Genomic DNA, 14,713 nt, shown 5'->3' on the forward strand with positions numbered 1-14,713 from the left:
GGGGGGCTATGGTCGGGGGCGGGGCCCCCGCCCCTACCTGAACGTGCCCCCCCCCCGCGGGCCCCCCCTGCCCCCCCGGGGGGGGCGCGCGGGGGGGGGGGGCCCCCCGGGGGGGGGGGGGGCCCCCACGAGTCCGGTGCGGGTCAGCTCGCGTAGGTCTCGTACTCGGCGATCCTCGGGGTGGTGCTCGCGGTGAGGATCCGGAACGTCAGCTTCGTCAGCGCGGTCGCCGGGAACCTGATGGTGCCCGCTCCCGTTCCGGAGGCCAGGACGGCTCCGGTGCTGTAGTTGATGAGCTGCCAGGATCCGATGGCTCCCGCCGAGCCGGAGGCCTCGCGGATGACGACGCGGGACACCGTGGTGGCCGCTGTCCACTTGATGGAGATGTCACCGGTGGTGCCGGCCGGGGACCAGTAGCTGGTGAGGCTGCCGTCGCGGACGTCGCCGTAGCCGGTACCCGTGGCCTTGCTGGAGCCGTCCGAGCCGGCGCCGATGCTGAGGTTGGTACCCGACGAGGGCGGCGGTGTGGTGGGAGCCGGGGTGGTGGGAGCCGGGGTGGTGGGGGCCGGCGAGGTGCCGGGGGTGGTCGGCGCGGGCGTGGTCGGCTGGGTGGTCCCGCAGCTGCCGTTGGAGACCTGCAGACCCTTGTTGGCACCCGCGGTCTGGGCGACGATCGACGGGACGCAGCTCGCGGCGTCGAGGCTGTACGCGTACGGGATGCTGACCGTGGTGTTCGATTGCGGGTTCGGCCCTGCGGGGTTGGTGTCGGTGCCGGGGGCGGACCATGTCACGTTGTCGAAGATGTTGCCGCTGACCTGCCAGAAGCCGGCCTCGGACGTGTAGAACGTGCCCAGCACGTCCTTGCTGTCCTCGAAGTAGTTGTTGTCCACCTTGGCACTGGCCCCGGCCCGGGAGTTGATCCCGGATTCGTTCAGGTTCAGATAGTGGTTGTTGTAGATGTGCGCGATTCCGCCGCGCAGCAACGGCGTACGCGAATCGATGTTCTGATAAAGGTTGTGGTGGAAAGTGACGTAGCCGTTGGTCCGGTCGTCCTCGCTGGAGCCGATCAGTCCGCCCCGGCCGGAATTGCGCAGCGTGCTGTAGGACAGCGTCACGTACTGCACGTTGTTCTTCATGTCGAACAGGCCGTCGTAACCCGCCGACTCGCCGCCGGAGGCCTCCAGGTTGACGTGGTCGACCCAGACGTTGCGCACCGTGCTCTCCATGCCGATGGCGTCGCCGCCGTTGGACGTGGGGGAGCCCGACTTCTTGACGTTCCGCACGGTCACGTTCTGGATGATGATGTTGCTGGACTCGCGGATGTGGATGCCCAGCTGGTCGAAGACCGCCCCGCTGCCGACGCCGACGATGGTGACGTTGCTGATCTGCTTGAGCTCGATCACGTCGGCCGCGGTGTTGCAGCTGCTCCCGGAGACCTTGGTGGTGTTGCCGTGGTTGATCGTGCCGCTGACCTCGATGATGATCGGGGTGCTGCTGCTGGCCCGGCCGCACAGCGCGGTGTGGATGGCGGTGCCGGTGGTGGCCCGCACGGTGGTCCCGCCCGCGCCGCCGGTGGTGCCGCCGTTGCGGGTCGCGAAGCCGGTGACCGTGCCGGTCGCCGCGGCCGCCTCGGGCATGGGAAGGGCCACCCCGATCGCCGCCGTGGTCGCACCGGCGGCGAGCACGGCAAGCACCCGTTGTCTTCTCATTGGTTGTCCCGCCTTCGTCACGCGAAAGGGGAATCGATGTCCCCGGCAGAATATGAATAGACGCACCTAAATGCGATGCGTCCATAACATAATTCTGTGACTTTACGGGTGTCAACGATATGAATGTGCAGGAAGTTTGCAGCGCAGGGCGCGGTCGGCGAAACGTTCGCCGATCAGGCGGTGGGTGGCGGTGTCGGGGTGCAGCGCGTCCGGGAGCTCGGGGTCGCCCTCGCCGTAGAGGTCGAGGCCGTCCACGTAGTGCAGGGCGGGGTCCGACGCGGCGCGCTGGGTGACGATGCGGGCCAGTTCGGCGCGGATCACGCGCAGGGTGAGCTTGCCGGCCCTGGTTTCGGCGGGGTCGCCGGTGGCGACGAAGCGGACCTGGCCGGTGCTGAGCGCGGCCTGGTCGAACGCGCCGGGGCCGGGGGTGTCCTCGTGGATCGGGCACAGCAGCGGCGAGATCACCAGCAGCGGTGTCTGCGGGTGGCCCTCGCGGATGGTGTCGAGGAAGCCGTGCACCGCCGGGGTGAACGCGCGCAACCGCATCAGGTCGTGGTTGACCAGGTTGATGCCGATCTTGATGCTGATCAGGTCGGCCGGGGTGTCGCGCAGCGCGCGGGCGGTGAACGGGTCGAGCAGGGCGTTGCCGCTCAGGCCGATATTGATCAGCGCGACCCCGGCCCGGGCGGCGGCCACGGCGGGCCAGGTGGCCGCCGGGCTGGTGGCGTTGGAGCCCTGGCTGATCGAGCTGCCGTGGTGCAGCCAGACGCGCCGGTTGCCGGCGACGGGGGACGCCGGCGCGTCCGTGCGCAGCGCGACCAATGCGGTGCGTTCGTTGTGCGGGAGCCAGATCTCGACGTCCTTGTCGCCGGCCGGGAGCCCGGTGAAGCGCAGCGTACCGGCCGGCTCGGTGGTCGTCGTGGTGGCGCCGGTGCTCATGTCGATCGTCACGGTGGTGCCGCCGGTCGCCGAGGCCTGCGCGGTCAGGTGACCGTCGACGAGCAGGTCGTAGACGCCGGCCGGGCGGGGCGGGGCGCCCGCGTAGGCCCGGCGGGTGGGCGAGACGTCCAGCTCGACGGTGGTCGCGGCGGTGCGGAACGCGAGGCGTACGCCGGACGGCTCGGCCTCCGCCATGCCCAGCTGCAGGTCGGGGAACTGGGCCCGGGCCGCCGCGGGCAACCGGTGCGGCACGACACCGTCGCCGGTCCGCTCCAGGTCGAGGGCGCCGTGCAGCAGGGAGTCGGTGAGGGGGGTGGTGATCACGAGAAGCCTTTCCGGAGCATGGTGTCGAGCGAGTCGAGGATCCGCGCCCACGTCTCCGCGGAGCCGGGGTCGCTGTGGTCGAAGCTGCCGGCCGCCTCCAGGCTCACGTACCCGTGGAAGACGCTGCCGAGGAACCGGACCGCGTGGGTCTCGTCCGGCTCGCCCAGCTCGTAGCCGCGCAGCAGGGCCCGCATCATCCGGGCGTGCCGCACGCCCGCGCTCGCGGCCGCGGTCTGGGGATCGAGCCGGAACTGGGTGGCGGTATACCGGCCGGGGTGCGCCCGGGCGTAGTCGCGGTAGACGCCGGCGAACGCGATCAGCGCGTCCTTGCCGGAGCGCCCGGCCAGCGCCTCGGTGGCCCGGTCGGCGAGCTCGGTCAGGGCCAGCAGGGCGATCCGGGTACGCAGGTCGTGGGTGTTGCGCACGTGCGAGTACAGGCTCGCGACCTGCACGCCGAACTGCCGGGCGAGCGCCGAGGCGGTCACCTGGTCGAAACCGATCTCGTCGGCGAGGTCCGCCCCGGCGAGGGTGAGGCGGTCAGGGGTCAGTCCGGCACGAGCCATAACTCATTATGTAACTACCTAAAGGCTTTAGGCAAGTATTGACCTGGAAGCATCCGCGTTATTACGTGGTAACAAAACAGGGGGATTCATGCCCGTGGACGAAGTGCTGACGATGGGGCGCATCGGCGTCGACCTGTATCCGCAACAGATCGGGGTGCCGCTGCCCGACGTCCGTACCTTCGAGAAGTTCCTCGGTGGCAGCCCCGCCAACGTCGCGGTCGCCGCCGCCCGATACGGCCGGCGCAGCGCGGTGATCTCGCGGACCGGTGCCGACCCGTTCGGGGAATACCTGCACCGGGCATTGCGGACGTTCGGGGTCGACGACCGGTTCGTGAGCCCGGTCGAGGGACTGCCGACCCCGGTCACGTTCTGCGAGATCTTCCCGCCGGACGACTTCCCGCTGTACTTCTACCGCTACCCCAAGGCCCCCGACCTGGAGATCCGCGAGTCCGAGCTGGACCTCGGCGCGATCCGGGACGCGGCGGTCTTCTGGGTGACCGGGACCGGGCTGTGCCAGGAGCCCTCGCGCTCGGCGACGCTGGCCGCGCTGCGGGCCCGGGGCCGCCGCGGCATCACCGTGCTCGACCTCGACTACCGGCCGATGTTCTGGGCGTCGCGCGAGGAGGCCCGGCAGTGGTACCAGCAGGCCCTGCCGCACGCCACGGTCGCGGTCGGCAACCTCGACGAGTGCCACACCGCGGTGGGGACCCGCGAGCCGCTCGCGATCGCGAAGGCGCTGCGCGACATCGGCCTCGATCTGGTGATCGTGAAGATGGGACCGGACGGGGTGCTCGGCGTGCGCGACGATCACGTCGAACGGGCCGGGCCGGTCGCCGTCCAGGTGGTGAACGGGCTCGGTGCCGGGGACGCGTTCGGCGGCGCGCTGTGCCACGGGTTGCTGTCGGGCTGGGACCTCGCCGCGATCCTGCGCTTCGGCAACGCCGCCGGGGCGCTGGTCGCCTCCCGGCTCGCCTGCGCCGATGCCATGCCCACCGAGGACGAGGTCAAGGCGGTGCTGAGTGCTTGAGATCGAGGATCTGACCACGGCCAGGGTGCAGCGGCCGTACGCGATAGCCGCGGCCACCAAACGCCGCCGGCGCCCGCAATCCTGGCGCGGCGCGCACGGCCGGATGATGATCATCGCGGCCGACCACCCGGCCCGCGGTGCCCTGCGCGCCGGCGCCGACCCGCTCGCCATGGGCAACCGGGCCGGCCTGCTGGAACGGCTGTGCACCGCGCTCGCCCGCCCGGGCGTCACCGGCGTGCTCGGCACCCCCGACATCCTCGAGGACCTGCTACTGCTCGGCGCGCTCGAGGACAAGGTGGTGCTCGGGTCGATGAACCGCGGCGGCCTGGCCGGCAGCGCGTTCGAGATCGACGACCGGTTCACCGCGTACGACGCGGACAGCCTGGCCGCGGCCGGCTTCGAGGGCGGCAAGATGCTGCTGCGGATCGACCCCGACGACCCCGGGACGGCCGCCACGCTGCAGAGCTGCGGTCAGGCCGTCGGGGCGCTGGCCGCCCACCGGCTGATGGCGCTGGTCGAGCCGTTCGTCGCGCACCGTGAGGTCGACGGGCGGCTGCACAACGAGCTCACCCCCGAGGCGATGATCCGGGCCGTGTCGGTCGCGGCCGGACTGGGCACGACCTCGGCGTACACCTGGCTGAAGGTGCCGGTCGTGCCGGACATGGAACGGGTCATGGCGGCGACCACGCTGCCCGCCCTGGTGCTCGGCGGTGAGGTCGCCGACGACCCCGGGGCCGCGTACGCGAGCTGGGCCAAGGCCCTGGCGCTGCCGGCCGTACGGGGGCTGGTGATCGGGCGCAGCCTGTTGTACCCGCCCGGTGGCGACGTCGCCGGCTCGGTGGACCGTGCGGTGGGTCTGCTGTGAGCCGGGTGCTGCACCGCGGCCGGCGGGGGGACGTGACGGTCACGCCCGAGAGCGCCGGCTGGGCGTACACCGGGCTGCGGGTGCTCGACCTGGGCATCGGCCAGCGGGTCAGCTTCCACACCGGCGACGACGAGGTGCTGGTGCTGCCGCTGTCCGGGGGGTGCGACGTGACCTGCGACGACGAGCGGCTCACACTGACCGGCCGGCGCTCGGTGTTCACCCGGGTGACCGATTTCGCCTACCTGCCCGCCGGGTCGTCGGTGACGCTGCGGTCCGGGAACGGGGGCCGGTTCGCGCTGCCCTCCGCCCGGGCCGGCCGCACCCTGCCGTTCCGCTACGGGCCCGCCGAGGACGTCCCGGTGGAACTGCGCGGCGCCGGGCAGGCCAGCCGGCAGGTCAACAACTTCTGCACGCCGGACTCGTTCGAGGCGGACCGGCTGATCGCGGTCGAGGTGCTGACCCCCGGCGGCAACTGGTCGTCGTACCCGCCGCACAAGCACGACGAGACGACCGAGGGCGAGAACGCCCTCGAGGAGATCTACTACTACGAGGTCACCGGCACGCCGTCCGGTTTCGGCTTCCAGCGGGTGTACGGCCGCCCGGGCCACGACATCGACGTCTGCGCCGAGGTGCGCAGCGGGGACGTGGTGCTGATCCCGTACGGCTGGCACGGCCCCTCGATGGCCGCACCCGGTTACGACATGTACTACCTCAACGTGATGGCCGGGGCGGGTGAGCGCAGCTGGCTGTTCTCCGACGACCCGGCGCACGCCTGGGTCCGCGGCTCGTGGCACGGGCAGCAGATGGATCCGCGGCTGCCGCTGACCTCGGTCCGGGAGAGGAGGCGGTCGTGAGGATCACCGTGGCGCAGGCCGTCGTCCGGTTCCTGGCGAACCAGTGGACCGAACGTGACGGCGTCGAGCAGCGCGCGATCGCGGGTGTGTTCGGCATCCTCGGGCACGGCAACGTGGCCGGCATCGGGCAGGCGCTGCTGCAGGCGCAACGTACCGGCGAAGCCGACCTGCCCTACCGCCTGGCCCGCAACGAGCAGGCCATGGTGCACGCGGCGGCCGGCTATGCGCGGATGAGGAACCGGCTGTCCGTGTACGCGTGCACGGCCTCGATCGGGCCCGGCTCGACCAACATGCTGACCGGTGCCGCGCTCGCCACCGTCAACCGGTTGCCGGTGCTGCTGCTGCCCAGCGACATCTTCGCCACCCGGGTCGCGGCCCCGGTGCTGCAGGAGCTGGAGGATCCGCGTACCTACGACGTCTCGGTGAACGACGCCTTCCGGCCGCTGTCGCGCTTCTTCGACCGGATCTGGCGTCCCGAGCAGCTGCCGCCGGCGCTGCTGGCCGCGATGCGGGTGCTGTTCGACCCGGCCGAGACCGGCGCGGTCACGCTCAGCCTGCCGCAGGACGTGCAGGCCGAGGCGTACGACTTCCCGGACGAGCTGTTCACCCGGCGCGTCTGGCACGTGGCGCGTCCCGAGCCGGAGCCGGCGGCGCTGGAGCGGGCCGCCGCGGTGCTCCGGGGCGCGGCCCGGCCGCTGGTCATCGCCGGCGGGGGAGCGGTGTACGCGGAGGCGTCGGCCGAGCTGGACGCGTTCGCCCGGGCCACCGGCATCCCGGTCGCCGACACCCACGCCGGCAAGGGGGCGCTGCGCTGGGACCACCCGAACGCGGTGGGCGGCATCGGTTCGACCGGCACCCCCGTTGCGAACCGCCTGGCGCGCGAGGCCGACGTCGTCATCGGCGTCGGGACCCGCTACAGCGACTTCACCACCGCGTCACATACCGCTTTCGCGCCGGATGTCCGGTTCGTCAACCTGAACGTCGCGGCGTTCGACGCCCACAAGCAGGCCGCGACCGCCCTGGTCGCCGACGCCCGCAGCGGCCTGAAGGCCCTCACCGTCGCCCTGGACGGCATCCGTTTCACCCCCGGTTACGTCGACGAGGTGGCGGCCTGGCAGCGGGAGGTGGATCGGGCCTACCACCTCGGGCACGGGCCGCTGCCCGCGCAGAGCGAGGTGATCGGCGCGGTCAACGACGCGTGCGGGGAGCGTGACGTCGTGGTGCAGGCGGCCGGGAGCCTGCCCGGTGACCTGCAGCTGCTGTGGCGCGCCCGGGATCCCAAGCAGTATCACGTCGAGTACGGCTACTCCTGCATGGGCTTCGAGATCGCCGGGGCGCTGGGCATCAAGCTCGCCGACCCGACCCGTGAGGTGTTCGCGCTGGTCGGCGACGGGTCGTACCTGATGATGGCGCAGGAGATCGTCACCGCCGTCGCGGACGGGGTGAAGCTGGTGATCGTGCTGGTCCAGAACCACGGTTTCGCATCGATCGGCGCGCTGTCGGAGTCACTGGGATCGCAGCGCTTCGGTACGAGCTACCGGTACCGGGGCGCGGACGACGACTACGACGGGGGTCGTCTGCCCGTCGATCTTGCCGCCAACGCCGAGAGCCTGGGGGCCGCGGTGATCCGCTGCCGCACGATCGCCGACCTGGTGGAGGCGCTGAAGCGGGCCCGGGCCGGCGACCGGCTCACCGTCGTGCACATCGAGACCGACCCGCGCGCGCCCGTGCCGTCGTCGCAATCGTGGTGGGACGTGCCGGTCGGTGAGGTCTCCGAGCTGGGGTCCACCCGGGCCGCGCGGGCGGCCTACGACACCGCGAAGCGCGCCCAACGGCTCTACCTGTGACGCTATCGATGCCGCGCGTCCTTACACTCTGCGAGGCAAGTTGATATCTGGAGGCAAAAAGTAATGACTCTCATTCGAGGCGGCCGGTTTCTCGCAGTGGCGGCCGTGGTGGCGCTCGGCGTCGGCGCGTGCAGCGACGGTGGCCGGGCGAAGACGGACGACACGGACACCGGTGGCGGCGGCAACGCGGCCGGCAGCTCCGGGTTCACGATCGCGTTCGTCACCCACGAGACACCCGGTGACACGTTCTGGGACAAGGTCAAGGCCGGGGCCGAGCAGGCCGCCAAGGACGAGGGAGTCACGCTCAAGTACTCCAACGACCCGGACGCCTCGAAGCAGGCCGTGCTGATCCAGAACGCGGTCGATTCCAAGGTCAACGGCATCGCCACGACGCTGGTCACCCCGGCCGCGCTGCAGGGCTCGGTCAAGGCGGCCACCGACGCGAAGATCCCGGTGGTCGGCCTCAACGCCGGCATCGACCAGTACAAGCAGCTCGGCGCGCTGATGTATTTCGGCTCCGACGACACCGTCGCCGGTGAGGCGTCCGGTGAGCGGATCGCCGCGTCCGGCGCCAAGCACCCGCTGTGCGTGATCCACCAGGCCGGCTCGGTCTCCCTCGAGGCCCGCTGCGCCGGTCTCAAGAACAAGGTGCCGGGCACGGAGAACATCCAGGTGAACGGCGCCGACGACGCGGCCGTCACATCGACGCTGCAGGCGAAGCTCGCGCAGGACACGTCGATCGACTACGTCATGACGCTGAACTCGCAGGTGGCGCTCGACACACTGAAGGCGCAGGAGGCCTCGGCCAGCACCGCCAAGGTGGCGACGTTCGACCTCGACACGCAGGTCGCGCAGAACGTGCAGGACGGCAAGATCGAGTTCTCGGTCGACCAGCAGCCGTACGCCCAGGGTTACCTGGCGATCAGCTCGCTGTACCTGTACCTGAAGAACGGCAACGACATCGGTGGCGGCCGGCCGGTGCTGACCGGCCCGTCGTTCGTCGACAAGACGAACGTCGCGACGATCCTGCCGTTCACCAAGAACAACACGCGGTAGTCGGAGGACCACATGAGTAGCAGCGTTCGGGCGGCACCACCGCTCCCGGCGCCGCCGGAACCCTCCGGCGGCGGCCGGCCCCCGCTCGCGAACCGCCTGCTGGGCCGGCCGGAGGTCGGCGCGCTGGTGGCCGCCGTCGTCATCTTCGTGTTCTTCCTCGCGGTGGCGCCGGCGTTCCGTTCCGCGGAGTCGTTCTTCACCGTGCTGTACCAGTCGTCGACCATCGGTATCGTCGCCGTCGGGGTGGGCCTGCTGATGATCGGCGGCGAGTTCGACCTGTCCGCCGGTGTCATCACCACCACCGGCGCGCTGGTCAACTCGATGTTCTGCTGGTATTTCGGGGTCAACCTGTGGGTCGGCGCGCTGCTGTCGCTGGTGTTCTGCCTGTTCGTCGGCTTCGTCAACGGATACCTCGTGATGCGCACCGGCATCCCGAGCTTCCTGATCACCCTGGGCACGTTCTTCGTGCTCCAGGGCGCCAACCTCGGCGTGACGAAGCTGGTCACCGGCTCGGTCACCAGCCCCGACATCAGCCAGATCGCCGGGTTCGACTCGCTGAACGCGGTGTTCGGGTCCAGCTTCAAGGCCGGCCCGGTGACCGTGTGGATCACCGTGCTCTGGTGGGTGCTGTTCGTCGTGCTCGCCGCGTGGATCCTGCAGCGGACCCGGCGGGGCAACTGGATCTACGCGGTCGGCGGCGCGCTGGACAGCGCCCGGGCGGTCGGGGTGCCGGTGGTCCGTACCAAGATCGGCCTGTTCATGGCGGTGTCGTTCCTGGGCTGGTTCGTCGGCATGCACACGCTGTACCGGTTCAACACGCTGCAGGCCGGTAACGGCGTGGGCAACGAGTTCCTGTACATCATCGCCGCGGTCGTCGGCGGCACGCTGCTCACCGGCGGCTTCGGCAACGCGGCCGGCGTGGCGATCGGCGCGTTCATCTTCGGCATGACCAACCTGGGCATCGTGTACGCCGGCTGGGACCCCAACTGGTTCAAGGCCTTCCTCGGCGTGATGCTGCTGCTGGCGGTCATGGTGAACCTGTACGTGAAGCGGATGGCCACCACGCGGAGGACGTCATGACGGCACTCATCGAGATGTCCGGCGTCGGCAAGTCGTACGGTGCGATCAGTGCCCTGCACGACGTCAGCCTGACGGTCAACGCCGGCGAGGTGACCTGCGTGCTCGGCGACAACGGGGCCGGCAAGTCGACCCTGATCAAGATCATGTCGGGGCTGCACCCGCACACCTCCGGCACGATGCTGGTCGACGGCAGGCCGGTCACGTTCGGCTCCCCGCGGCAGTCCCTCGACCACGGCATCGCCACGGTCTACCAGGACCTCGCCGTGGTGCCGCTCATGGAGGTCTGGCGCAACTTCTTCCTCGGTGCCGAGCTCACGGCGGGTTCCTTCCCGCTCGCCGGGATGAAGATCAAGGAAATGCGGCGCATCGCCGACGATGAACTGCGCAAGATGGGCATCGTCGTCCACGACATCAACCAGCCCATCGGCACGCTCTCCGGCGGCCAGCGGCAGTGCGTCGCGATCGCCCGGGCCGTCTATTTCGGCGCCCGGGTGCTCATCCTCGACGAACCCACCGCCGCACTGGGCGTGAAGCAGTCCGGGGTGGTGCTCAGGTACGTGGCCGCGGCCCGCGACGCCGGCCTCGGGGTCGTCTTCATCACCCACAACCCCCATCACGCGTACCTGGTCGGGGACCACTTCATCATTCTCAAGCTGGGCGGTGCCGTGCTCGACAAGACCCGCGACCAGGTCAGCCTCGACGAGCTGACCACGCAGATGGCCGGCGGCGACGAACTCGCCGAACTCTCCCACGAGCTGGGCCGCTGATGGTACGGATCGGGCTCATCGGCACCGGCGCGATCGGCCAGGACCACCTGCGCCGGATGACCCGGGTGCTGGCCGGCGCCACCGTCACCGCGATCACCGACGTCGACGCGGAGGTCGCCAAGCGGGTGGCCGAGGGCCTGCCCGGCGCGACGGTGCACGCCACCGGCGAGGACCTCGTCGCCGACCCCGCGGTGGACGCGGTCGTCGTCTGCTCCTGGGGGCCCACCCACGAGCAGTACGTCCTCGCCGCGATCGCCGCGGGCAAGCAGGTCTTCTGCGAGAAGCCGCTGGCCACCACCGAGGAAGCCTGCCGGCGCATCGTCGCGGCCGAGGTCGCGGCCGGGCGCAAGCTGGTGCAGGTCGGTTACATGCGCCGGTACGACGCGGCCTACCGCACCCTCAAGGCGGCGGTCGACAGCGGCGAGATCGGTGCCCCGCTCATGATGCACTGCGCCCACCGCAACGCCGGGGTGCCGGGCTTCTACGAGAAGGAAAGCATCATCACCGACACCGCGGTGCACGAGATCGACATGGTGCGCTGGCTGTTCGGCGAGGAGATCACGGCGGCCCGGGTGCTCGTACCCCGCAGGAACCGCAACGGCGGCGACCTGCAGGACCCGCTGCTGCTGCTCCTCGAGACCGCCGGCGGCGCGCTGATCGACGTCGAGCTGTCGGTCAACATCCGGTACGGCTACGACATCCGCGGCGAGGTCATCGGCGAGGACGGCACGGCCGAGCTGGGCACCCAGGCCGAGGTCGTGGTCCGCAGCGGCGGCCGGGTGGCCAGCCCGGTCCCGCTCGACTGGCGCGAGCGCTTCGCCCGCGCCTACGACGTCGAGCTGCAGGAATGGCTCGACACCGTCGCCGCCGGCCTGCCCCCGGCCGGCCCGTCGGCCTGGGACGGCTACGCGGCCGCGGTGGTCTCCGACGCGTCGGTGGCCGCGCTGCGCACCGGCGAACGCGTCGAGATCACCCTGATGGACCGCCCGGCGCTGTACACCGGCTAGGACGCGCCGATCGGCCGGCCGGGGGCGATCCCGGCCGGCCGGTCACCACCGCGCGGTGAGCCCGTCGAGGCCGTGCAGGCAGACACAACCACTGACGCCATGTTTGCCACGATGGTGTTTCTCCCACCCGGGCGCATGGGAGAGGCCGGCCTGGGCGATGCACAACGCGGCATCCGGGAGCCGCTTCGGCAGCGGCTGGCTGCCGTGATGCGGTGCCAGCATCACCCGTACCTGCGTGAGCCGTCCCAGGACCGGCGCCAGCGCTCTGTCGACCACCCGGCCCGACGCGTCGCCCAGCAGGAGCGCGGAGTCGTCCTCGGTGAGCAGGATGACCGACAAGTCGTTGTTCATCGCCCGGACCCGCGTGAACACCCGCTTGACCTCCTTCTCGACCGCGGCCCGGTCGAGCTTCTTGTCGAGGCCCCGCAACACATGCTTGCCGAAGACGGTGCGGGGAGCCGTCTCGTCGGCGTCGGGCTCACGCAGGAGCGCATCGCCCGCCTCCCCGCCCGTCTCCCCGATCGGCTCATCGTCGAGGTCCTCGCCGGTGAGGCCCTCGAGCGACTTCCGTAGCCCGGGGGCGCCGTGGTGAGCCAGCGTCCCGGCGAGTTCCTTGACGTCGGCGACCGCGTTCCGGATGGCGAGCAGGTCGCTCTCGGGTAGCTTCTCCGGTGGCCACAGGACGTCCATCCGCACCCCGCCGACCGTGGCGTGATCGCCCCGGGCGACCGGCATGATGTCCGGGAAGCGGCCCGGCGCCATCAGCGGCAGCAGATCCGTTCGCAGCATCGAGGTGATGGTGCCGTCCGACGACCGGGTGGTCACGAAAGCGGCCCCGGTCCCGGCCAGCTTGGCCGGCAGATGCGGGACATAGACCTTCAGGGAGTCGAGCCCGGGCCTCGTCATGGCGCCGAACGCGGTCAGGCCCTCCCAGTGGTCGGTGTCGAAATGGGAGACAGCGATCGCATCGAGCGATGTCACGCGTCCGCCCAGAGCCGCCCGCAGTGCCTCTGCCGCGTGCGTCGCTGATCCCTTGTAGCTGCCGCAGTCGACGACGCCGACGGATCGGACGCAAGGGCAGGCTGGGTGGCGGGGGCAGGACGCGGCGACGATGCTGCAGGCACCGTCCCCGACTCCCACCGCGGTCAGGGTCGGCATGTCTCCACTTCACCACGGCGGCCCGGTTCCGGGGCGGAAACTAGCGCACCGGGATGTCGGTGATGCGCAGCCGGTCGGGGACGTCGAGGGTCACCGTGGCGGTGCCGTCCGGGGGCGCCGGGAACCACAGGGAGAGGGTCTGGCTGGTGCCGGCCGGGATGGGCTGGTTGAGGAGGCGGTCGCAGAGGCAGCGGTGGTCGCCGGGTTCCACCTCGTAGTCGAGCCCGAACGAGGACGAACCGCCGGCGATCATCCGGATACCGGCCGCGCCGTAACGCGCGTAGGGGTCGAACTCGTCGCGGGCGGTGAACACGCCCTGCCCAAGGAAGTCCAGGATGGTCGCCGTGCCGGTGCCGACCGCGGTTGCCACGAGGTCGACCTGCAGGAACGCTCCGTTGCGGGTCGCCGGGCCGGGGGTGAACCGCACCGTGCCGCGGTGCAGGGGGAGGGTGATCTCGACGCCTTCGGCTGCTTTCCCGCGTACCCCGTCGGTTGTGGGCAGTGGCACTTCGGTGGCCTTCTGCTGTTGCTCTTTCGTGGTCTTGAAGGTGACGGTGACCCGGCGGTTGCGGGCCCGGTTGGCGGCGTCGTTGTTCGGCACGGCCGGATCGGTCTCGCCCTTGGCCGCCACGGACCGCGGCCATTGCGCGGCCGGGAGATGCAATGCCTTCGCGACCGACTCGGCCCGCTGCTGGGAGAGTTCCTGGTTGTGCGCGGTGCTGCCGGTGTCGTCGGTGTGACCGGTGATGGTCAGCGGCCCGGGACCGGCCGCCCTGAGGTCCTCGACGGCGGCGGCGATCGTCTTGCCGGCTTCCGGCGTGAGCTGGGCGCTGTCCACCCGGAACAGCACGTCGGTGTCCAGATCCAGATCGACCTGACCGGATCCCCGCCGGGTCCGCAGCCCGACATCGAGGCGTTCGGAGTACGCGTCCAGGTCCGCACCGAGCGACACCGCGCCCGCGAGATCGAGGTCGGCCGGGGCGGGACCGTCGACGACCGGCACGCCGGCGAACACCCCAGCGTAGGGGAGCATCACCGACAGCGTGGTCACGTCCGTGGGCACGCCGGCGAACGCGGCCGTCAGCGGTTTCGTCTCGCCCTCGCCGATCCGGACCCGCCGCGAGCACACGCACCCGCCGTCCCCCTCGGCCACGAGGTGCACGCGCCGGTGCGCGGTGTCGACCAGCCGGGCGCCGTCGAACGTGGTGGTGCCGCTCGCGGAGAACCGCCGGATGATCTGCCCGGCCCCGGAACTCGCCGCCCGGTCGACCCGGGTCCCCACGGTGAGCACCACGGTGTCCCCGCTGCGGACCAGCGCGCCGACGCTCAGTGTGAGCAGGTCCCCGGCGGCGTCGACCTGCCGCGTGATCGCCGGGACCGCGTCGGAGGTCGCGGTCGGTGACGGCGGTGGCGATGGCGACGGCGGTGGCGACGGCTCCGGATCACTGCCGCACCCGCCGGCGACCGCGGCGGCGAGGCCGGCGGCCAGCAGGCGGATCATCGGTGACCTCTTCATC

The 14,713-nt window shown here is 71.1% G+C and carries 13 protein-coding genes; 8 read left to right on the top strand and 5 right to left on the bottom strand.

Features of this window, described 5'->3' with window-relative positions:
• Positions 1 to 143: 143 nt before the first annotated feature.
• The 3 genes from ACIA6A_RS37890 to ACIA6A_RS37900 form a co-directional block, all read right to left on the bottom strand.
• Positions 144 to 1,709, bottom strand: a complete 1,566-nt coding sequence (locus ACIA6A_RS37890; RefSeq protein WP_396102906.1) for a polysaccharide lyase family 1 protein — start codon at positions 1,707 to 1,709, stop codon at positions 144 to 146.
• Between the two features lie 111 nt (positions 1,710 to 1,820).
• Positions 1,821 to 2,972 (bottom strand): GDSL-type esterase/lipase family protein, encoded by a 1,152-nt coding sequence (locus tag ACIA6A_RS37895; RefSeq protein ID WP_396102907.1) that lies wholly within the window; start codon positions 2,970 to 2,972, stop codon positions 1,821 to 1,823.
• Positions 2,969 to 3,535 carry a TetR/AcrR family transcriptional regulator gene (locus ACIA6A_RS37900; RefSeq protein ID WP_396102908.1) on the bottom strand — a complete coding sequence of 189 codons (567 nt, stop codon included), beginning with the start codon at positions 3,533 to 3,535 and terminating at the stop codon, positions 2,969 to 2,971. The genes ACIA6A_RS37895 and ACIA6A_RS37900 overlap by 4 nt, the downstream gene beginning before the upstream one ends.
• Before the next feature lie 88 nt (positions 3,536 to 3,623).
• Between ACIA6A_RS37900 and iolC the strand changes: the two genes are divergently transcribed.
• The 8 genes from iolC to ACIA6A_RS37940 all read left to right on the top strand — a co-directional run bounded on the left by iolC (position 3,624) and on the right by ACIA6A_RS37940 (position 12,038).
• Complete coding sequence (iolC, locus tag ACIA6A_RS37905; protein WP_396102909.1) at positions 3,624 to 4,562, top strand: 5-dehydro-2-deoxygluconokinase; 939 nt, start codon at positions 3,624 to 3,626, stop codon at positions 4,560 to 4,562.
• Positions 4,555 to 5,427: an aldolase gene (locus ACIA6A_RS37910; protein ID WP_396102910.1), complete on the top strand. Its 873-nt coding sequence runs from the start codon at positions 4,555 to 4,557 to the stop codon at positions 5,425 to 5,427. Before iolC ends, ACIA6A_RS37910 begins: the two co-directional genes overlap by 8 nt.
• Positions 5,424 to 6,281, top strand: a complete 858-nt coding sequence (gene iolB, locus ACIA6A_RS37915) for a 5-deoxy-glucuronate isomerase (RefSeq protein WP_396102911.1) — start codon at positions 5,424 to 5,426, stop codon at positions 6,279 to 6,281. The genes ACIA6A_RS37910 and iolB overlap by 4 nt, the downstream gene beginning before the upstream one ends.
• Positions 6,278 to 8,128, top strand: a complete 1,851-nt coding sequence (gene iolD, locus ACIA6A_RS37920; RefSeq protein ID WP_396102912.1) for a 3D-(3,5/4)-trihydroxycyclohexane-1,2-dione acylhydrolase (decyclizing) — start codon at positions 6,278 to 6,280, stop codon at positions 8,126 to 8,128. The genes iolB and iolD overlap by 4 nt, the downstream gene beginning before the upstream one ends.
• A gap of 63 nt (positions 8,129 to 8,191) precedes the next feature.
• Entirely contained in the window at positions 8,192 to 9,184 is a 993-nt protein-coding gene (locus ACIA6A_RS37925; RefSeq protein ID WP_396102913.1) for a sugar ABC transporter substrate-binding protein, read from the top strand.
• 12 nt (positions 9,185 to 9,196) lie between these two features.
• Entirely contained in the window at positions 9,197 to 10,264 is a 1,068-nt protein-coding gene (locus ACIA6A_RS37930; RefSeq protein ID WP_396102914.1) for an ABC transporter permease, read from the top strand.
• Positions 10,261 to 11,031, top strand: coding sequence for an ATP-binding cassette domain-containing protein (locus tag ACIA6A_RS37935; protein WP_396102915.1), 771 nt, complete (start codon positions 10,261 to 10,263; stop codon positions 11,029 to 11,031). Before ACIA6A_RS37930 ends, ACIA6A_RS37935 begins: the two co-directional genes overlap by 4 nt.
• The gene (locus ACIA6A_RS37940) at positions 11,031 to 12,038 is read left to right on the top strand and encodes a Gfo/Idh/MocA family oxidoreductase (RefSeq protein WP_396102916.1); all 1,008 of its coding nucleotides are present in this window, start codon (positions 11,031 to 11,033) and stop codon (positions 12,036 to 12,038) included. Before ACIA6A_RS37935 ends, ACIA6A_RS37940 begins: the two co-directional genes overlap by 1 nt.
• A gap of 42 nt (positions 12,039 to 12,080) precedes the next feature.
• Here the strand turns inward: ACIA6A_RS37940 and ACIA6A_RS37945 are convergent, their stop codons facing one another.
• A complete protein-coding gene (locus ACIA6A_RS37945) occupies positions 12,081 to 13,019 on the bottom strand; it encodes a hypothetical protein (protein ID WP_396102917.1) in 939 nt (312 codons plus the stop codon).
• Positions 13,020 to 13,236: 217 nt separating this feature from the next.
• Positions 13,237 to 14,712, bottom strand: a complete 1,476-nt coding sequence (locus ACIA6A_RS37950; protein WP_396102918.1) for an OmpA family protein — start codon at positions 14,710 to 14,712, stop codon at positions 13,237 to 13,239.
• Between the last annotated feature and the right edge of the window lies 1 nt (position 14,713).

This window comes from Actinoplanes sp. NPDC051494 (assembly GCF_044454705.1).
In the GTDB taxonomy this organism is placed as follows: domain Bacteria; phylum Actinomycetota; class Actinomycetes; order Mycobacteriales; family Micromonosporaceae; genus Actinoplanes.